Source organism: Microthrixaceae bacterium (assembly GCA_016702505.1).
Lineage (GTDB): Bacteria > Actinomycetota > Acidimicrobiia > Acidimicrobiales > Iamiaceae > Aquihabitans.
The window spans coordinates 434,060-454,571 of the sequence record JADJDU010000030.1; the positions used below are offsets into that span (position 1 = coordinate 434,060).

Consider the following 20,512-nt stretch of genomic DNA (forward strand, 5'->3'; position numbering starts at 1 on the left):
GCAGCCTCGGATCAAAGGCGAGGTCAGCACGGGCCCCATAACGGCCTGCGGCCGTCAGCCAGACGGCCTGGCTCCGGATCGGCCAGCTCGGGCTCGGGTTCGGGCTCGATGGCGCACCTAGCTCTCGGTCGGCGGAGGTGTCACCTCTGCTCCCGGTAGTTCGTCGCCGACCACGGCCTCGACCCGCCCGGCCGAGCCACACCAGCGACATTCGACCAGCTCGACCGTCTCGCCGAGGACATCGACGTGCTCAACGGTCAGCTCCCCTCCCACGGTGTAGTGGTGGTAGGAGCGAGTGCGGCGGGTGGCGGTGACGTCGAACCGAGTGAGGTTTCCGCACGACGTACAGCGATAGCGGGATGGCGTCGACACGTCAGGGACTCTACTGACCGCCACGCTGAGCCAATGCGGGCCGACGCTTCCATAGGTCTCGGGTTTCACTACGTCCCGATCCGGCAGAACTCTTGTTCGTCGAACTTCTGTTCGCTACCTTGCCGGAGATGCAACGCAGCTTCGACGATCTGGGTACCCCGCTCCACCAGGTCACCTTCTGCGTGCTCGACATCGAGACCACCGGCGGGACTGCTGCCGACGGAGGCATCACCGAGATCGGAGCGGTCAAGGTTCGCGGCGGCGAGGTACTCGCCACGTTTCAGACCTTCGTCAACCCCGGCCATCCCGTCCCCCGCCAGATCAGCCTCCTCACCGGCATCACCGACCAGATGGTCGCCACCGCTCCCTCGACGTCAGCCGTTCTGCCCTCCTTCCTCGAGTTCCTCGGAGACGCGGTGGTGGTGGGCCACAACGTGCGCTACGACCTCGGCTACATCAACGCCGCCCTGGAACGAGAAGGCCGTCCCCGGCTTTCCAACCAGGTGGTGGACACCCTCGGGCTGGCCCGGCGGCTGGTCCGCGACCAGGTTCCCAACTGTTCGCTGGGAACGCTGGCCACCCACCTCCGCCTCGATCATCGCCCCAGCCACCGGGCCCTGGCCGACGCCCTAGCCACGGTCGACCTGTTGCATCTTCTGTTGGAACGGGCCGCCTCGTTCGGGGTGTGCGGTCTCGATGATCTGATGGCCCTGCCGTCCATGGGAGGCCACCCCCAGGCCGCCAAGCTCACCCTCACCGACAAGCTCCCTCGAAAACCCGGCGTGTACATGTTCCGTGACGCCCGGGGCGAGGTGCTCTACGTGGGCAAGGCCACCAACCTGCGCAGCCGGGTCCGGTCGTACTTCTCAACCGACGACCGTCGCAAGATCGGCCAACTCCTTCGGGAGACCGCCCGAATTGACCACACCGTGTGTCCCACCCCGTTGGAGGCCGCGGTGTTGGAGGTACGCCTCATCCACCGCTTCGAACCCAGGTTCAACCGCCAAGCCAAGACGTGGCGGCGCTACGTGTACCTCAAGCTCACCACCGATGCCTTCCCCCGGCTGTCGGTGGTCCGCACCATCAGAGACGACGGGGCCCTCTACCTCGGACCGCTCTCGTCAACCCGGGTCGCCCGGCTAGTGGCCGACGCAGTGGAGACCGCCCTCCCCCTCCGGCGCTGCACCGCCACTCCGGGGCGTGCCGTCCGGTCGGGACCATGCGCCCCGGCTCAACTCGGCGTGGCCCATTGCCCGTGCGCCGATCAGGTCAGCCAGGAGCGTTACGCAGAGGTGGTGGAGCGCCTTCGTCGCGGCGTGACTGGGAATCCTGAGGTGCTGCTGGCCCCGCTGGAGGCCCGAATGTTCGCCCTGGCCGCAGCCGAACGGTTCGAGGAAGCAGCCGACGTGAGAGACAGGGCCGCCGCCCTCGCCGCCGCCCTTCGTCGCCAGAACCGCTTCGACACCCTTCGCCGCGCCGGACGGGTGGTGATCGAGGTAGACGGGCTCTCGGGGGTAGAGCTCGACCACGGCCGACTGGTGCGGTCGTGGAAGGTAACCGCCACCGGCGTCGCGCCGGTTCCCCTCCCCCTCCAAGACGCCAACGACACCGACGACGGGCAGACCGGAACGGCCGGGCTCGCCCCTGGATCCCCGTTACCCAAAGCTCTGGCCGACGAGTTGTTGTGCGTGGCGGCCTGGCTGGAACGTGAGATGCACCGGGTGCGGGTGATCAGCGCCGATGGTCCCCTCACCTCGTCCATGGCCCCGATGCCCACCTTCGAGCCAACGTCGGTACCCTCGCGTCGGTGAAGTGGTTCCTGGTGTGGTTCCTTGGGGGGTGGATGGGGGTCATCGCCTTGGCCTGCCTCCTGTTCCTCATGGCCCGGGGCCGTATACGCCGCCACCATCGGGTCGATCGCAAGGTCTCCACCGGCGCCCCCATGCGGTGGATGGTCGATCCCCGCAGCCCGGCCCGTCTGCACCGACGCCTGGTGGCCATCGGATCGTTGGCCACCGCTGTGGCCGAGGAGAACCAACCTCGTTCCACCTTGGGGCGAACCGTGGCCGGCACCATGACCAGGCCATTGGGTCGACGACCCTCACCGTCGCCCATCGCCGCAGCGGCCTCGGAGCTTCGGGCCCAGGCCGTGGCCACCGACCGGCAACTAGCCCGCATCGCCTCGCTGTCACCGTCGGCCCGCCACGTGCCGCTGGCCGCTCTGGAGCGCCGGGTGGCTGCGCTCGAGTCGGCGGCCACCCAGCTCTCCGCGGTCAGTGCCCGCGCCGCCACCAATGCCGTGTTGGCCCACGACGACCCGACCATCGTCGACATCCAGGGCCAACTCGATCGGCTGGCCGATGCTCAACGGGAGCTAGACGCGCTCGACACCGCTTCGGGCCTTGCACCGGCGACCTCCCCCCTCTTCTCCAGCCCGACCAGCACCAGCCCGTAGCGGCCTGCCTTCGGAGCCTGAAGGCCCAGCGACAGCGAGGCCGGTATGGTGCGGCCATGGTCAACGCTTTCGTGCTCTTGAAGGCCGAACCGGCGCGCATCACCGAACTAACCGGCGAGCTGGCCGACCTCGACGGCGTGGCCGAGGTGTACTCGGTAGCCGGCGAGGTCGACCTGGTGGCAATCCTGCGGGTCCGTCACCACGACGATCTGGCCCAGGTGGTCACCGGGCACATATCCACGCTGCCCGGCGTCATCGAGACCCGCACCATGATCGCCTTCAAGGCCTACTCCCGCCACGACCTCGACGCCCTCTGGAACCTCGGCTCCGACTGACCGATCTGGCCGAGCCCAGCCATCCGAGGACAGTCGGGGGATTTGTACGGCCGCTCCCGACGTCTGGCAGGATCCCCCTCTAGCCCTCCGCAGCTACATCGAAGCCGGACGGAAACACAACCACCACGCCCTTGACCTCCTCACCACAGGCCCCTGGACCATCCCCCACCCGCGGTGGCCACAGGTGGAGCCAATCAGGTGAGCCCTACTCGCCCAAGTGGGGTCGGATCAGGTGAACACACCCACCCACCAGCTGAATAGTTACCCTGCAAGACCCCCTTGTGCGAGGCATGTTCGCTTCGCCACCCGAACTGGGTGTGAACTCGCCCCCTCCACCGTAGCGACTAACCGAGCCACGGCCAGTCCCCGGCGACAAACCTCATTAGGTTCAGAACAGTTCGCGATACATTCCGAAGAGAAGTGCAGTAACAGCTAACCCAATCAGTATGTTAATTTGCCAGAAGTCCGACTTGAACCTGGGTAAGCACTCAGTCCATGGCTGACGTTCTGGTGATCCTTGTCTTGCCATCAGAGCCCGCCAAAGACCGGACCATGAGGTGCCAACGATCCTGAGAGAAATGGCGAGGACGCCAATAGGAAACAGCATAATAACCGCAAAGGCGAACGGACCCGCCACCCACTTCCCCCTTCAATAGCAATCCACTGGCGCCCGTGACGCTGGTCTACCAGCTGGTTCCAGTGGCTTGTCGGCCCAACCAGAAAGTCCGGGAAACCCAAAGCCAACACCTGTGGCGCTCGCCGCGAGTCCAAATGCCGCCATTGGAACCGCCAGCTCGACTACCTCGACCGCGGCAGCAGATGCTGCAATAGCACTTGAGCCCCGCCCGAGCGCGGTCCCAATCCCACCGAACACAAGACTTGCTACATTGAAGAAGCAGGAAGCATCGGCGCCCTGCATGCAGTCGCCTACCGTAATCACCGTCTGCGCCACAAGGGACGCGACTGCAAATGCGTTCGCCAATGTTGATGCGGACAGTGCTGAGGTTGCGCCCAGGCCGGCGACGCCTCCCATTGCCGCCCATCCGCCTAGCACCAAGGCTGCTACGGCTAGTGCGAAGGCGGCGCATCCTGCGGCTGCTCCCCAAGAGCCGCCGCATGTGTCACTGAACCATCCCCCGACTGCGGTGAAGGCGCCCGTTAGAGCGCGCGGGTTGACGGGGTTACCACCTGAGTAGCTGTAGGGGCTGACCCCGATGCTTGAGAGTGGGTGGCTGGAGGTGTACTGGCCGCTTTGGGGGTCATAGAAGCGGGTTCCGGTGTGGATGTAGCCGGTTTCGGGGTCGTGTTGCAGAGACGCGAACCCGATTAGCGGTTGCTCGAGCCACCAGTTTGTGTTTCCTGAGATCTGCCCGGTGGTCTCATAGGTGATGGTGTTGCGGGTGGTTCCGTTGGGGTTGGTGGTGAGCCGGATGGAACCCTGGTGGTCCTGGTGCAGGTATTGGACGTCGCCGGTGGTGTTGATCTGATAGATCGGCACTCCGCCGGGACCGTGGATCACAAGTGCTGTCTGGGACCCTTGGTGTTCGGCCAACAGCAAGGGCCGCCCTCCCACCATCATCCAGCTGAACTCTTTGCGCCATTCGGCCCCGGTGCCAGTGGTGTTGTCGAGTTGTTTGGCGGTGCGCATGCCGGTGGTGTCGTATTCGTAACGCCACGTCCGGGTCGGGGCCCTGAACACGCCGATCACATCGACCGCCACATCAGTCTGGGTCCACGATCCGATCGTGAACGTCCCGGTATCGGTGAGCGGGATGATCATGGTCGTCGACGCGTGTTGGGCGGGGTCGAACACCACGATCCCACCATCGGGCTCACCCTCTTGTGTGCCGACACCGACGACACCAGCGGCGGTCTGGTCGATCGCAGTCACCGAAACCATCACCGCATTGATATCACCACTCAGCCCGCCCTGGCCGGTGGCCTCCACGTCGACAGGGTCCATTGCTCGAAGCATTCCACACGGGCTTCCATCACAAGTCCCAGCGCCGGTGGTGGTGTCCACAAGGCGGGTGGGGGCATCGAGCAGATTCAAGCCGAGACCGGTGTCGGTTCCGGTGGGGATCTTCCAGTACCCGGTGACCGCAACACGAATACCGGCAGAACCAGCGGTGTGGAGAGTGATCGACCCGTCCGGGGCCAACGGAACAGTCAACACACCAGCAGCCCCGACACTCCCCGCTTCCCACGACTACTCACCCGCTGGGGCGGGGTCATTAGGGGCGACCCGTACGGGGCGCCACCACGCCGACCTGGCCCAGGTGGTCACCGGGCAAATATCCACGCTGCCCGGCGTGATCGAGACCCGCACCAGAATCACATTCAAGTCCTACTCCCGCCACGACCTCAACGCCGTCTGGAGCCTATGCACTGACCAATCAGGCCGAGACCAACCAACTGAGGACATTCGGCGGCAACTGTTTGGCCGCTCCAGCCGTCTCGCGGTACGCGAGTCGACCAACCATTCATTGCAAGCAGCTACCGGACCTCCGCATAGACGCTGAGAAGTAATGAGCCGACGATTAGCAATACCGATAGATTGATAAGAATGAAGAACCCTTTGAATTTGGGTGGACACTCATTCCATGGTCGCCGCTGAGGCGATTCCTTATTCGCGATCCATCCCCGCCAAAGCGTCGTCCAACTAGTCCCCACAATTCTCAGACACGCTGACATGACAATCGTTTGAAAAGACATGACTATTGAAAAGAAAAGTAATATTCCAGCCACCTCTCCGCCTTAATGCGTTAGCAGGTGATTTGCACTTCTGGAATGCGGCTTGCATCCTCCGCGGTTCTCCCATCTGCCCAGCCAGATAGACCGGGGAACCCGAACCCAGCACCCACGGCGCTTGATGCGAGCCCCGCTGCAGCTAAGGGAACCGAAAGTTCTAGAACTTCACGCGCGGCTGCAGATGAGGCTAACGCGCTCGATCCCCAGCCCATTGTGGCTCCGACTCCTCCGAATACAAGGCTTGCGGCGTTGAAGAAACAGGATGCATCAACTCCGTGGCTGCAATCCATGCCCGTCAGTACCGTCTGAATTGTAATGGAAGCCCACGCAAGGTAGTTGGCAAGTCCGGCCGAGGATGATGCAGACGTGGCACCCAATCCGGCGACGCCTCCCATCGCTGCCCACCCACCGAATACGAGCGCTGCTACTCCAATGGCGAAGGCTGCACAACCTGCTGCGGCTCCGGCTGAGCTTCCACAGGTGTCCATGAACCAGCTACCAACAGCGGAGGCAGCGCCCCTAAGGCCGAAGGGGTCGGTTGGGTTGCCTCCTGCGAAACTGTACGGACTGATTCCGATGCTTGAGAGTGGGTGGCTGGAGGTGTATTGGCCGCTTTGGGGGTCATAGAAGCGGGTTCCGGTGTGGATGTAGCCGGTTTCGGTGTCGTGTTGCAGCGACGCGAACCCGACCAATGGCTGTTCGAGCCACCAGTTGCTGTTCGATCCGATCTGACCGTTGGTCTCATAACTGATGGTGTTTCGGGTGGTGCCGTTGGCGTTGGTTGTGAGCCTGGTCGATCCTTGGTGGTCTTGGTGGAGGTACATGACCTCACCGGTTTTGTTGACCTGATAGATCGGCACACCCCCAGGACCGTGCACCACCAACGCGCTCTGTTCACCCGAGTGCTCAGCGAGCAGAAGCGGCCGCCCACCGACCATCAACCACGTGAACTCTCTACGCCACTCGGCACCGGCGCCAGCGGTGTTGTCGAGCTGTTTGGCGGTGCGCATTCCGGTGGTGTCGTATTCGTAACGCCAGGTCCGGGTCGGCGCCCGAAACACCCCGATCACATCGATGGCGACGTCGATTTCGGTCCAGGACCCGATCGTGATGGTTCCGGTGTCGGAGAGGGCGACGATCATGGTGGTGGATGCGTGTTGGGCGGGGTCGAACACCACGATCCCACCATCGAGCTCACCCTCTTGTGTGCCGACACCGACGACACCAGCCGCGGTCGGGTCGATCGCAGTCACCGAAACCATCACCGCAGTGATATCACCACTCAGCCCACCCTGGCCGGTGACCTCCACGTCGACAGGGTTCATCGCTTGCAGCGTCGCACACGGGCTTGCGTCACATGTCCCCGTGCTGTTTGTGGTGTCGACGAGGCGGGTGGGGGCGTCGAGCAGATCCAAGCCGAGACCGGTGTCGGTTCCGGTGGGGATCTTCCAGTACCCAGTGACCGCAACACGAATACTGGTAGGACCAGCGGTGTTGAGGGTGATCGACCCGTCCGGGTTCAACGGAACGGTGAACACACCAGCAGCCCCGACACTCCCCGCCTCCCACGACAACTCACCCGCTGATGCGGCCCCGTTCGGGGCGACCCGAACGTGGCCACCAGTACTGTCTTGGGCCACGATCGACACCGTCACCGCGTTTACACCAACAGCGGGAATGCCGCCGTGACCAGCGGTCGCGATGTCGGTTTCACCAGCAGGCAGGGTCCCGCACGGCGAACCATCACAAGTCCCGACACCCGAGGCCGATTCGGCGGTAACGGCGGGGGTGACAGGCCAGTAGTTCAACGCCGGAACCCACGGGGACGGCGCCCGGAAGTAGCCGACGACATCGACCGACACATCCACCCCAACATCAGAAGCGAGCACGATGGTGCCGTTGGCTGCGACCTTCGCCGTCACCGTCTGAGCCGACGTTTGCCCAGAGTTGAGCGGCAGCGTTCCGGCGGCGGCGTCCCCGGCCGGGTTCACCTCCAACCAGCCATCCGATGTGGTGCCTGACGCGATGATCGACACTGCCACCGCCGTCACCCCCGTGGCGGGGACACCGCCCACACCAGCGACCTTTACCGACACCGGATCACCAGCGGCGATGCGGGCACACGGCGCGCTGTCACAGGTCCCGGTGCCCGCCGCGCTGTCCGCGACGCGGGTGGCGGGGACGGGGACGTATTGGCGGGCGGTGTCGTCTTGCCACGTCGTCGGCAACTCCGCCGAAGTCATGCGGTTCTCGGCATCAAACCCATACGTTGCGGCCGTTCCCGACGGGAACGTCATCGAGGTCCGGTTCCCGCGGGCGTCATAGCCGTAGGTGGTGGCATCAGCGGGTGGGGTCCCACAATCACCGCCCTCAGCAGTTTGCGATGTCCAGCACAGGCGTTGGGCGGGGTCGAACACCTGCAACACCCCATCCGCGTCGACCAGGTTCGTAGCTGCATCAAACCCGAACCCCTCCGTCCCAGTCGAAGTGAGGCGGTCCCGGTCGTCATAGGACCACGACTGGTTCTGGCCAGCGACCACGCCGGTCCCGGTGACGGTGGTGACCTGGCCCTTCAGGTCGCGGGGCCCATACGCGAGCGAGCCGAGCACGGTGGAACCGCGGTTCCAGGACACTCCGACCATCCGATCAGCCCGGTCAAAGTTGTAGACGTCACGGTTCTGTGAGGACACCGGGAACACCGTTTCGGACCAGTTGCTGTTCTCGTCATAGGCGAACGTGGTTAGCCGCCCGGTCCAGTCCGTGACCGACTCCAACCGTCCCGCATCATCGAATTCTCTGGTCACCGGTGTGGACTGGCCGGGGTAGGAGATCGAGGTCAGGTTCGACATGTCATCCCAGCCATAACCCGTGGAACGACCATTCACGTCGGTGTGGGACTTCAACCTGGAACGCTGATCCCACACCCACATCTCAGTATCACCGCCCCGCGAGGCGTGAGTGCGGCGGCCAACCTGGTCATAGACGATCCCCTCCACATCGGGTGTGGCCGGATCGGCGTAGTCGACACCGGTCGGGCGGCCTGCCAAGTCATAGGAGTAGGTGATGCAATCGGTTCGGGGTGCAACACAGGTGCCGCCGGGCTGGGTCACCGACCCGAGGTGGCCCTCATCGTTCCACGTGTAGCCCGTGGTCGCGTTGACTGGGTCGGTCACCGATTCGAGGCGACCTAGCCCGTCATAGTCATAGGTCCATTGGCCGTTCAGTTCGTTCGCGAACCTGGTTCGGCGCCCGTCAGGGTCATACTCGTAGGTCCGTGCCCCTGGACCGGGTGGATCCACCACCTCGAGACGATCCACCTCGTCATACCCGTAGGTGGTGACGTCACCTGTGGTGACCGTGGCTGACAACCCTGTCTCCACCCGAACCATGTTCCCGTTCAGGTCGTAACCGGTCTTCATCCGGTTCCCCAGCGGGTCGGTCTCCTCGATCACCCGCCCGAACGCGTCAGACACCAGCACCGTCTTCCACATCTGCGGGTCAGCACCAGCCAGGTTGCCTTTCGGGGAAACCACCCACTCCAAACGCCCGATCGGGTCATAGCCCATCGACGTCTTGTTCCCCAACGGGTCCGTCACCGACTTCAAATCCCCGGTTCCGGGATCATAGGAATACGCCCAGTGCTGGTTGCGGCTGTCGATCACCTCCACCAGATCATCCCGGTGCACCGGGTCATACACCAACGTCGTGGACGCCTCATCAGGCGTGCCCACCGCGTCGACCACCGTCTCGGGCATCCCATCAGCGTTGTAGCCGACCGTGGAGGTCACCACATTCGCAGTCGAGGGCGGCAACGGGGCCGCGGTCTCCCCCACCGACACCGACGTCACCTGATCAAACAGGTTGTAGGTCCAACGCGTCACCCGCCCCGACGCATCACGGGCCATCTCCCGGTTCCCACGAGCATCGTTGTCGAACACCACCACCCCAGCCGGGCTGGTCAGCTCTTCGCACGCGAAGGTGACCGGATCACGTTCCCACTCGGTCACCTGCTCGAGGGCCGTACCCGGAGCCAGAGTGGTCGACTCGTGCACCCCATGGGAGTTGTAGTGGTCGATACGCCGCATACCCGACGGGAACACAATCGTCGTCGACCCGGGAACCGGAGTGAAATAGTTCAACTCGGTCCGCTGGCCCGCCTCATCAACCTGAGAAACCACCCGCCCCAGATGATCAAAGGTGTTCACAATCTGAGGACCCGACGGTTGATGAACCGGTCGGCGAACCTTCCACAAACGATGCCCAGAATAATATTCGAAAGACCACACCCCACCACCAACATCGGTAAACGAAACCAGATCACCCCACTGGTCATAGTCCAGCGACACAGACCGCACACCGTCAGACACAGTCTCGACACGGCCCGCGTTCCAACTAAACGTCAACCGGCGTTCCGCCTCATCTTCCATGAACACGACCTGGCCGCTGCCATCACGAGAAACCACCGTCTCGTTGCCGAACTGATCCCCCAACCCCACCACACGACCAGCCGCGTCAAACCGGAACACCTCGAAATGATTCCTGGTGAACACCCAACCACCACCCGGAACCGCCGCTAAAGATGCCCGGAACCGGCCCGGCGCCACCCAGCCACCCGAACCATCCGGACCGAAACGAACCGTCGACCCGCCCTCCTGAGTGACCACCCGATCCGCACCAGCCGCAGCCACCTTCATCGTCAACACCGACGACCACCCAAAACCCACCACAGAATCCGACCACGCCGCCGACGAGTTGTAGGCAACCCCAAACCCCAAACCCGCGCCCCGACCATCCACCCCAATACCAGGCAACGGGAAACTGATACTCCCAGTCCGAGTGTCCACTGGGTCAGCCACACCCCGAGACGTACCACACTGATCAACCATCGCCGGATTCGACCCCGCCGTCTCCGAATCATCAAAATCACCCGTCGGACACGCCGGAGCCCCAACCGACCCAACCGGGTCACCGCTCCCATCCGTCAACGAAAAGGTGACCGACCACTCCAAACCCAGGCCCTGGCCGCGCAGACTACGCAACTTGATCGCCACCACCCGTCCAGAAGATCCATGATTCTGAAACCCGGCATAAACAGTTCTCGGCGCAAACTCGACCCACTCCTCAACCCCAGACCCACTGCCCTGGCTCACCAACGTCGAAGATTCAGTGGCCACCAGCGGATCCCCGCTAGAAGGATCGTAAGCCTGGAACCGCGCCTCATACTCACCGTGATTCCGGCTGTACCCGAACTGGGTATGAACCCGACCCTCAACCGTGGCCATCATGCGAGTACCCGCCGGCACCCACACCCCCACAAAAGCCTCCGGCGACCACTGCTGTGTCCCCGGATGAGACACAGACACCCGCTGCGACGAAGTACACCACAACGCCGGCGCACCAACCGCGGAACCACTCCCACCCACCGGCTCCAGTGCATCCACACGATCCGGCACCACCGCCAAACCACCCGCAACCAAACCAACCAGAACCAGACGCCAGATCGCTAGGCGACGGCGAGTTCAACCGGTCATCGCGACAGCGTGATGGTAGTGGTGGGCGGCGGTGGTCCAGCCGAGTGAGCGTCGGGGGATGGTGTTGATGCGGTGGGCGATTCGGTCGAGGTCGGCTTGGGTGTAGATCGAGAGGTCGGTGCCTTTGGGGAGCCAGCGTCGGATAAGGCCGTTGGTGTTCTCGTTGGTTGGGCGTTGCCATGGTTTGTGGGGGTCGCAGAAGTAGATGTCGATTCCGGTGGCTTGGGCGATGGCGGGGTGGTTGGCCATCTCGCTGCCGCGATCCCAGGTGAGGGTCAGTCTCAGCTCGGGTGGGATCGTTTCGAGGGTGGCGGTGAGGGCGTGTTGGGTGCTCAAGGCGGTGTAGGCACAGTTGGGTGTGTCGTGGCGGGCGAGCCACAGGTACCGGGGTTTGCGGTCGACGAGGGTGATGATGGCGGACTGGTTGCGGGCGCCGATGATCTGGTCGCCTTCGAGGTGACCGACCTCTGCCCGTGCCTCGGCGGCGGGTGGGCGGTTGTGGATGATGTTGAACTGGCCGAGAACGCTGGATCGTTGCTGGCTATGGCGTTGACCGGTGTGTCGGCGTCGTGGACGACGGCGGTGCAACATCTTAGACCTTGGTGGGCAGGCCGTGACGTTTCGGGGCGTAGACGCCCTGGTAGATCGTTTCGTGGGAGATGTTGGCGGTATAGCCGTGGAGGCCTTGGGCCAACTCGATCGAGATCGTCATCGGCGAATCTCCGGCCACGAGACGTTTGGTCACCTGCCACGCCAGTTCGGGTTCAGCGACCAGCATCGGTGCTTTTGGTCGCAATCGTGCCTTGTCAGCTCGGACCTGCGCTTTGGTCGCGGTGTACGCGGCTCGGCCACCGTTGCAGGCGATCTCGCGGCCGATCGTGCTGCGATGACGTCCCAGCCCGCGGGCGATACAGGCGTCGGAGTCACCGCGTTCGATCCCAGCGCGGATTTGCTCACGATCAGACGCGGTGAGTGGGTTAGCTGGCATGCTGGGACTCTCCATCGGTTCAGGGTGCTGTGTAGACAGCGGCCATCATGGCCGCCATCACGCTCTGACCGGTGGAGACCCATCACCTCACGGTGTTGCCGTCACCCCTTGAACCCGCCGACCCCTAGCACCAGGCCAGAGAGAGAGAGAGAGAGAGAGCCCGACCAATACGCATTTAGACAACATCGACCCAGTGACCGCAACCTTGAGGACTATCTGTGGGCTAGCCAGGTTTCCGCACAAATGCAGGCTTGATGCTGATCCCAGTGAGATCCGCTGCGTCTGTCCGAGATCGGCCGCGGCAAGGGTCGGTGGCGCCGGCAGTCATCACCGAGCGGCGGCCAGCACCTTGGTCGACCGTTCAGAACACGGTGGCGAAGGCGTGGATTATCACGCCGACCAGGCCACCTACCACCGTTCCGTTGATCCGGATGAACTGAAGGTCGCGTCCTACCTGTAGCTCGATGCGCCGGCTGGCGTCATCGGCATCCCACCGCTGCACCGTGCCCGAGATCAGGTCGGCTACCTCGTCTCGGTACTGGTCGAGCAGGTACACCACGGTTCGCTCCACCCATGAGTCGACCTTGGCTTGTAGCTCTCCGTCTCGTTGGAGGGTGTGACCGAGACGCACGATCCCCTCCTCGAGGCGGGCCCGCAGTTCGCTATTGGGGTCTCCGGCCGCGTCCACCATCGCCGACTTGAGGTCCTGCCACAACGTCGACGTCCAGGCCCGAACCGACGGGTGGGCCAGGAGCTGAGCCTTCAGCTCCTCCCCTCTGGCCTCGAGTTCGGGCGAGGTGCGGAGGCGTTCCACCAGATCGCGGGCTCGTTCATCGAAGTGGAGCCGAACCTGGTGATCGGGCTGCCCGCCCACCTCGGCCACGAACCGACGTATGGCATCGGTAAGCTTGGCGAAGACCCGGTCGTCGATCGGTTCGGGCACCCACCACGGCGATTCCTCACCGAGACGTTGACGCAGGCTGGTCTCGTTGCGGTCGAGGTATCCGCTCACCCCGGCGAGCAGGGAATCGATGGCGATCTGATGGTGACCATCCACCATGGCCGCTTCCAATGTCCGCGCTGCCAACGGGGCCGCGGGCACCGCGGCCACCCGGTCGGTGACCATCTGCTCGATCACCGGAGCCACGTCCTCGTCACGCAACACGTCGACAGCGGCCGCCACCGCGTCCCCGGCACTGTGGCCGATCTTGGCGGCGTTGACCGGATCGGCCAGGTACTCACCGATGCGGGCCGCCACCCCCACCGATGCGATCTTGTCGGCGATCACCGGCCCGCTCAAGAAGTTGCCCTGCACGAAGGTTCCCAGGCCTCGGCCTATGTCGTCTTTGCGCTCAGGGATGATGGCGGTGTGGGGAATGGGCAACCCCAGCGGGTGGCGGAACAGAGCCGTCACCGCGAACCAGTCGGCCAACGCCCCGACCATGGCCGCCTCGGCAAAGGCCTCGATGTAGCCGGCGGCCACCGAATCGAATCGACGGGCCACCACGAACACCACTGCGGCCGCCACCAACAACCCGGTAGCCAACGCCTTCATCCGGTTCAGGGCCCGGCGCCGCTCGGCCTCGTCACCTGCCCCCATGGGCGTCGAAGGCGCCGGCTGAGAAGGCCCAGGCTGAGACGGCTCAGGTTGAAGCGGCCCTGAGCGGGATGACGCAGGGCGGAATGACTCAGGGCGGAATGGCTCGGTGTGAGTTGGCCCGCGGCGGCCGGGCTCGGTCGAGGCCCCCGATGCTGATGCCATGGTCGCCTCGCCCGTCAGGCTTCTCGGGCTGCGGCCTCGTTCGATGCCCGCACCAGGGAGTCCAGCGCGGCCGCGGCACCACCCTCGTCGAGAGACACCCTCGCCGCTTCGACCCCGGCGCCCAGGTCGTCGACCACCCCTGCCGCCAACAACCCAGCGGCAGCGTTCAGGATCACGATGTCGGCCTTGGGGCCACGCTCTCCGCTGAGTATCCGGCGGCTGAGCTCCGCGTTGGTGGCGGCGTCTCCGCCCCGCAGATCGTCGAGGGTTCCCCCACCGAGCCCCCAATCGGCGGGGTCGACGTCATAGGACCAGATCTCGCCATCGCGCAGTTCATACACCGTCGACGTGGTGGTGATGGTCAGCTCGTCGAGGCCATCGTGGCCGTACACGACCAGGGCTCGCTCGGATCCTTTGGCCGCCAAGACCTGGACCATGCGCTCAGCCATGGCGGCGTCGGCCACACCGGTGACCTGCCGCCGGACCCGAGCCGGGTTGGCCAACGGCCCGAGGAAGTTGAACACGGTTGGTACACCCAGCTCCCGGCGTGGCGGCCCGGCGTGGCGCATGGCGCCGTGAAAGCGCGGCGCGAAACAGAACCCGATACCCACACTGTCCACGCAGTGGGCCACACCAGCCGGACCCAGGTCGAAAGCCACCCCCAACGCCTCCAACACGTCAGCGGTGCCACACGCCGACGAGGCGGCCCGGTTGCCGTGCTTGCAGACCCGGCCCCCGGCACCGGCAATGGTCAGGGCAGCCAACGTCGACACGTTGATCGAATGGCTCCGGTCTCCACCGGTTCCGACGATGTCGATCACACCTTCGGGATCGGCCAAGGTCACCGGTGTGGCCCGATCGATCATGGCCGACACCAGCCCGGTGAGCTCCTCGACCGTTTCGCCCTTCATGCGCAGCGCCACTATGAACCCGGCGATCTGGGCCGGCGTGGCATTGCCTTCGAGGATCTCGGCCATGGCCGCGCCAGCAACGTCGGCGGTGAGGTCACCTCGCCCGGTGAGGGTGCCCAACACCCCAGACCACCCCCCCGCATGGTCGAACGCCACCTGCTCATCCATGTCGGCCATCCACCTGTTCGCCCCGGTCACCCATGCCGCCCAGCTTGGCAGATGCCCGTCACCCACGGACACGGCAGTTCCGGCCGATCGTGTGCCCCCACCGGGGTTCCGGCCGGGCCGGTGCCCGAGAGAGACCACACCGGGTCGGGCCGCCGATCCGCCATGCTTTGGGGATGGAACTGGGGACGATCCTGGCCAGTGGGTGGTCTAGCGGGCTCAACCTGTATGCCACTGCGCTGTTGATCGGGCTGGCTGGTCGGTTCGATTGGGCTGAGACTCCCCACCAGCTTCAGCAGCCGTGGGTCCTGGCCGTGCTGTTCACACTGTTCGCGGTCGAGTTCGTGGTGGACAAGGTCCCGTGGTTGGACAGCACCTGGGACGCCATCCACCTGGTGGTGCGTCCGCTGGGCGGAGCGATGCTCACCGGGATGATGGCCGCCGAGTCCGGCTCACCGGAGGTGTTGGTGGCCATGCTGGGCGGCACGTTCGCCCTGACCGCCCACGGGGCCAAGTCATCGACGCGGGCCCTGGCCAACACGTCGCCCGAGCCGGTCAGCAACGTGGCGTTGTCGCTCGGCGAGGACGGCATCGTGGCCGCCATGGTGGCGTTGGCCTTGGCCTACCCGGTGGTGGCCGGCGTGGTGGCAGTGGTCCTGGCCCTGGTGTGCGTGGCTGTCACGTGGGTGGTGTTTCGAACGGCCCGACGCCTCCGGGCCCGGTGGCGGGACCGCAAGGCATCCAGGGCGACCACGCCATGACCGTGGTTCGGTCCATCCGGGCCGTGGCTCCGGTCCGGGTGTGTGACGTCGGCGGCTGGACCGACACGTGGTTCGGCTCGCCCGGTCAGGTGTGCTCGGTGGCGGTCGGGCCCGGGATCGAGGTCATCGCAGACCTGTTCCGCCTCGGCCCTGGAGTACACCACCGCCCACCGGTCGTGCACCTGGTGGCCCCCGACCTGGGGGCCGACTACCGCTTCGACCCGGCGGCGGTGGTGAACCCGCGGCACCCGCTGTTGGAACACTGCGTGGCCGATGCCACCGCTGGCCGTATCGAGACTCTGACGGCGACCGGCTCCGGCCATGACCTGAGGGTGACGATCCGCTCTGGTGTCCCGGCCGGGGCGTCGTTGGGCACCTCGGCCTCGGTCATGGTGGCGGTGCTGGCCGCCCTGGACCGCCTGCTCAACTCCCCCGCCGATGACTCAGGTGGTGATGCCGACCGAGAACTGGCATCGCCGGTCACCGAACTGGCCCGAAGAGCGCACGGCATCGAGACTGGCCCTGCCGGGCGTCAGGCCGGGGTCCAAGATCACTGGGCGGCGGCACTCGGCGGTTTTCAACACCTAGTCGTGGACACCTACCCGGAGGTGAGGGCCCGGCCTCTCACCATCGCCGAGGCTGTCTCCGCCGAACTGGGTGACCGGTTGGTGACCGTGGTGTTCGGCCCCCACGATTCGTCCGAGGTCCACAACGAGGTGATCCACGCCCTGTTGTCGTGTGACGGTGACGGCCACCACCGGGTCCGCCAGGCCACCCGCAAGCTGAGCTCGCTGGCCGCCCAGGCAGCCACCGCTCTCGAAACCGGCGACCTCGACAGCTGGGCCGACGTCTTGACCCGCTCAACCGTCACCCAGGCCGAGCTTCATTCCCGGCTGGTGGGTCCGGCCCACACCGCGGCCATCGACGCGGCGCGGTCCCTGGGCGCATCTGGCTGGAAGGTCAACGGAGCAGGAGGCAACGGCGGCTCTCTGACCGTGGTGGCCGGCACCGGGCCACAGGCGGCGTCGCCCGCCGAGATCCGCTCCCACCTGACCACCATCGACCCGAACTGGACCACACCAGACCTCCAACCATCCCCCGGAGTGACGGTCCAACTCCACCCTGAGTCACCCGCAATGCACGGCGAGGATCTAGTCAGGCGCGGCCGGACTCGTCCGAGCATCGACCTTCGCAGCTCGGATGCAATCATCGGTTACGACGACGATGGGCTCCCAACATGAGCGTCGTGACGCCCCGTTCCAACCAGACCGACAACGCCCCCGTCGCCTGACGGATCCCAAATGGGGCCGTACCCATGCGGTCTCGGTTGGTGAGAGGTACCACCAGGGGACTCTCCGGCGGCCTGTCGACCTCACCCCAAAGCGTCGGCCTCTCGCTGCTCGCTGATGGCACGTACCAGGGCGAGGATCTCGGGGTCGGCCTTGGACGGCGAGCCCGAGTCGAAGGGAGGTTGGGGGTCGTACTCGATGCCGAGCTGCACCGCTTTGGCCACATCCTCTCCCCACAGCTCTGCGGCCATCGCCAGGCCCAGATCGATACCCGCCGAAACCCCGGCTGCCGTCCAGACCTTGCCTTGGCGCACCACCCGCTGTTCGGTCGGGCGAGCGCCGAAACGGGCCAGCTCCTCATATGCGAACCAGTGGGTGGTGGCGTCGAGACCGTCCAGGACACCGGCCGCTCCCAGCACCAGCGCCCCAGTGCACACCGAAGTGGTGAAGGTCGTGGTGGCGTGGGCGGCCCCAACCCAATCCACGATGGCGTCGCCGTCACGGACCAGCCGACGGGTGACGAACCCGCCCGGCACCAGGAGTACGTCCGGAGCGGAGACCTCGTCGAAGGTGTGCTCGATGTCTAAGTGCAACAGGCCGGCGTCATCGGACAGCCGTCCGGCCCGTTGGGCGCACAGCAGGACTTCTGCACCGGGCACATTGGCCAGTACCTGATATGGGCCGATGGCGTCGAGGGCCGTGAACCCGGGATAGAGCCCGATTGCGATTTGCATGGGGGAGATCCTTGTCGCGTCGGTGATGTCGAGTCGCGTATTTCTCACGGTCCGTTGAGATCGAGCGCTGAAGCCCGAGTCATTCAGCTACCGGCCTGAACGAACCCGGCAACCGACCGGCTGGGGCGGGGTCAGTCCCACCAGAGGTCGTGGGCCAGCACACCGCGGGCGATGAGGCCTAGCTGGACCTGGCTGGTGCCCTCCACGATGGTGAGCTGCTTGGCGTCGCGGTAGTACAGCTCGGTCATGTGGTCCTTCATGTAGCCGGCCGCTCCCAGCATCTGAAGGGCGATGTTCGACGCCTTCACCGCCACCTCGGTGGCGTAGTACTTCGACATCGACAGCATCGGGACGTGTTCCTTGGTGTACTCACCCCGGTCGGCCATCCACGCTGCCCGATAGGTGAGCAGCCGGGCCGCCTCGATCTCGGTGGCGACCTTGGCGATCTCCCACTGGATGCCCTGCATGTCGGCGATGGTCTTGCGGAAGGCGGCCCGCTCCTTGACGTACTCGGTGGCGTACATGAGCGCTCCCTCGGCCAGTCCGATGCCTCGGGCGGCCACGATGGGGCGCATCGAGTTGAGGCCCTGCATGGCGAGCTGGAACCCGCCGATCTCACCGATCACGTTGGCGGCCGGGACCCTCACGTCGTGGAGCAACAGCTCCCCGGTGTCGACGCCGCGAACGCCCATCTTGCGGTCCAGCGAGCCGACTTCGACGCCGTCCCAGCCCCGCTCGACGATGAAGGCCGAGATCGAGTTGTGGTTGCGTTCGGTGACGTCGTCGGACGTCTTGGCGAACACCGTGTACCAGTCGGCTTGGGCCACACCGGAGATCCAGCACTTGGTGCCGTTGAGCACCCACTCGTCTCCGTCACGGACCGCCTTGGTCCGCATCCCCATCACGTCGCTGCCGGCCTGGGGTTCGCTCAGGCAGAAGGCGGCCCGCTTGGAGCCGTCGGCGATCGGTGCGATGTAGCGCTCGTTCTGATCCCGGGACCCGGCGATCATCACCGGCCCGGTGGGCAGGCGAGTGAGGAGCAACATCAGGGCCGCGGTGTTGGAGTACTTCGCCACCTCCTCGATGGCGATGGTCAGACCCAAGATCCCCGCTCCCCCGCCGCCGAGGTCCTCGGGGATGCACAACCCGAGCAGACCGGCGTCACGGAACACCTCGAACAGGTCCTGGGGGTACTCGCCGGTCTCGTCGATCTCCCGGGCCCGGACCTTGACCTTGTCCTGGGCGATGCGGCGGCAGGCTTCTTGTAGGGCGGCCAGTTCGTCGGTGAGGGCGAAATCCATGGCCGCTGACCGTAGTACCGACTTCAACCGTCCGGTTCAGCCCGCGGCCAGGCCTCCGGGCCTCACCGGCCCGTCATCACAGGCTCAGCGGCCGGGTAGGTCGCGCACCATCTCCAACTGCCTGATACGAGGTTCGGGCTGGTAGGGAATCTCCGAGCCCGTCGCCCGGAAGCCCTGCCCCTCATAGAAGGCCCGGGCGTGACCGTTGCGTTCCACCACCCACAGCCGTAGGCGCCGGGCCCCCGCTTCGCTGCCGGCCCAGACCGCAACCGCGTCGAGGAGGGCCTCGGCCACCCCCTGGTCTCGGTGCCCAGGAGCGGACCACAGGCCGATGATGTTCACCGTCCCGTCCTTGTTGGCGTAGGCGCCGACCATGCCCGCACCTTCGCTCGGTCCCTGTTCGGGGTCACCAACGGCTTCGCTGGCCACGAAGGTGGCGTGAAGCGGCCCAGAAGCGTTGGCGGCTGCCGCCTCCTCCCAGTGGTGGCAGTCGTGGGCGCGGGCCCGAGCCAGAGTGGTGGTGGCGTCACCGGGAGCATCGGCCAGGGCGGCCAGCCTCAGGTCTCGCAGTACCGCGCCTTCATGTGCACCGATCCGTCGCACTTGGAACACGAGCGGAGCCTACGACCACCAAAGGTTGCGGGTAGTGAATATCAGGCCGTGCGCCGACGCTGACGGATGATCCGGCGGCGCTCCCGCTCGGTGCAACCGCCCCAGACGCCTTCCTTCTCCCGCCGGACCAACGCGTACTCCAAGCACAACGTCTGCACCGGACACACGCCACACACCGCTTTGGCCTCCTCCGCTTCCTCATCGGTCTCGGGGTAGAAGGTCTGCGGGTCCAGGCCATGACATGCGGCCTTGTCTCGCCAAGAGGTGTTCATCTGGTGGAGGGTTGCTCCCTCGGGTTCTGGGACGGCAGCCGCCCCGGTGGGCGACGGTTGGGGGCCGGCGAGCCTGGGAGGAAGGCCCAGGTCGGGGGCGAGGGCTGAGTATGGCCTCGCGGGTGTGCCAATGTCCACATCAGGCGGCACGGTTCACATTCCCGCAACGTTTCTCCCCCACCGGGGCCCTCACCACCGGCGCCGGGCTAGTTCGGTCCCGATCCACGCCGCACCGTGCCGACAGCGGACCGGGCTACCTAGGATCGGTCCATG

The 20,512-nt window shown here is 65.4% G+C and carries 16 protein-coding genes; 5 read left to right on the plus strand and 11 right to left on the minus strand.

Features of this window, described 5'->3' with window-relative positions; translation table 11 throughout:
* Nucleotides 1-117: 117 nt before the first annotated feature.
* Nucleotides 118-372 (minus strand): hypothetical protein, encoded by a 255-nt coding sequence (locus tag IPG97_19145; protein ID MBK6858601.1) that lies wholly within the window; start codon nucleotides 370-372, stop codon nucleotides 118-120.
* 128 nt (nucleotides 373-500) lie between these two features.
* Between IPG97_19145 and IPG97_19150 the strand changes: the two genes are divergently transcribed.
* The 3 genes from IPG97_19150 to IPG97_19160 are packed head-to-tail and all read left to right on the plus strand — an operon-like array spanning nucleotide 501 to nucleotide 3,162.
* Complete coding sequence (locus tag IPG97_19150) at nucleotides 501-2,183, plus strand: DEDD exonuclease domain-containing protein (GenBank protein ID MBK6858602.1); 1,683 nt, start codon at nucleotides 501-503, stop codon at nucleotides 2,181-2,183.
* Entirely contained in the window at nucleotides 2,180-2,827 is a 648-nt protein-coding gene (locus IPG97_19155; GenBank protein ID MBK6858603.1) for a hypothetical protein, read from the plus strand. Before IPG97_19150 ends, IPG97_19155 begins: the two co-directional genes overlap by 4 nt.
* A gap of 56 nt (nucleotides 2,828-2,883) precedes the next feature.
* On the plus strand, nucleotides 2,884-3,162 hold the full coding sequence (locus IPG97_19160; protein ID MBK6858604.1) for an Lrp/AsnC ligand binding domain-containing protein: 279 nt from the start codon (nucleotides 2,884-2,886) through the stop codon (nucleotides 3,160-3,162).
* Between the two features lie 649 nt (nucleotides 3,163-3,811).
* Here the strand turns inward: IPG97_19160 and IPG97_19165 are convergent.
* From IPG97_19165 to trpD, 6 genes are all read right to left on the minus strand, one after another.
* Nucleotides 3,812-5,335 carry a hypothetical protein gene (locus tag IPG97_19165; protein ID MBK6858605.1) on the minus strand — a complete coding sequence of 508 codons (1,524 nt, stop codon included), beginning with the start codon at nucleotides 5,333-5,335 and terminating at the stop codon, nucleotides 3,812-3,814.
* A 592-nt stretch (nucleotides 5,336-5,927) separates the two neighbouring features.
* Entirely contained in the window at nucleotides 5,928-10,607 is a 4,680-nt protein-coding gene (locus tag IPG97_19170) for a hypothetical protein (protein MBK6858606.1), read from the minus strand.
* A gap of 825 nt (nucleotides 10,608-11,432) precedes the next feature.
* The gene (locus IPG97_19175; GenBank protein MBK6858607.1) at nucleotides 11,433-12,035 is read right to left on the minus strand and encodes an IS30 family transposase; all 603 of its coding nucleotides are present in this window, start codon (nucleotides 12,033-12,035) and stop codon (nucleotides 11,433-11,435) included.
* 1 nt (nucleotide 12,036) lies between these two features.
* Complete coding sequence (locus IPG97_19180; GenBank protein ID MBK6858608.1) at nucleotides 12,037-12,432, minus strand: IS30 family transposase; 396 nt, start codon at nucleotides 12,430-12,432, stop codon at nucleotides 12,037-12,039.
* A 361-nt stretch (nucleotides 12,433-12,793) separates the two neighbouring features.
* A complete protein-coding gene (locus IPG97_19185; GenBank protein ID MBK6858609.1) occupies nucleotides 12,794-14,032 on the minus strand; it encodes a DUF445 domain-containing protein in 1,239 nt (412 codons plus the stop codon).
* Between the two features lie 176 nt (nucleotides 14,033-14,208).
* Nucleotides 14,209-15,273 (minus strand): anthranilate phosphoribosyltransferase, encoded by a 1,065-nt coding sequence (gene trpD, locus IPG97_19190; protein ID MBK6858610.1) that lies wholly within the window; start codon nucleotides 15,271-15,273, stop codon nucleotides 14,209-14,211.
* Between the two features lie 173 nt (nucleotides 15,274-15,446).
* Between trpD and IPG97_19195 the strand changes: the two genes are divergently transcribed.
* Both IPG97_19195 and IPG97_19200 read left to right on the plus strand, forming a co-directional pair.
* Nucleotides 15,447-16,031, plus strand: a complete 585-nt coding sequence (locus IPG97_19195; protein ID MBK6858611.1) for a DUF4126 domain-containing protein — start codon at nucleotides 15,447-15,449, stop codon at nucleotides 16,029-16,031.
* A complete protein-coding gene (locus IPG97_19200) occupies nucleotides 16,028-17,272 on the plus strand; it encodes a hypothetical protein (GenBank protein ID MBK6858612.1) in 1,245 nt (414 codons plus the stop codon). Before IPG97_19195 ends, IPG97_19200 begins: the two co-directional genes overlap by 4 nt.
* 131 nt (nucleotides 17,273-17,403) lie before the next feature.
* Here IPG97_19200 and IPG97_19205 read toward each other — a convergent pair whose 3' ends face one another.
* From IPG97_19205 to IPG97_19220, 4 genes are all read right to left on the minus strand, one after another.
* Nucleotides 17,404-18,054, minus strand: coding sequence for a DJ-1/PfpI family protein (locus tag IPG97_19205; protein ID MBK6858613.1), 651 nt, complete (start codon nucleotides 18,052-18,054; stop codon nucleotides 17,404-17,406).
* 131 nt (nucleotides 18,055-18,185) lie between these two features.
* Entirely contained in the window at nucleotides 18,186-19,355 is a 1,170-nt protein-coding gene (locus IPG97_19210; GenBank protein MBK6858614.1) for an acyl-CoA dehydrogenase family protein, read from the minus strand.
* An 84-nt stretch (nucleotides 19,356-19,439) separates the two neighbouring features.
* Nucleotides 19,440-19,967, minus strand: a complete 528-nt coding sequence (locus IPG97_19215; protein ID MBK6858615.1) for a GNAT family N-acetyltransferase — start codon at nucleotides 19,965-19,967, stop codon at nucleotides 19,440-19,442.
* A 41-nt stretch (nucleotides 19,968-20,008) separates the two neighbouring features.
* Nucleotides 20,009-20,239: a WhiB family transcriptional regulator gene (locus IPG97_19220; protein ID MBK6858616.1), complete on the minus strand. Its 231-nt coding sequence runs from the start codon at nucleotides 20,237-20,239 to the stop codon at nucleotides 20,009-20,011.
* Between the last annotated feature and the right edge of the window lie 273 nt (nucleotides 20,240-20,512).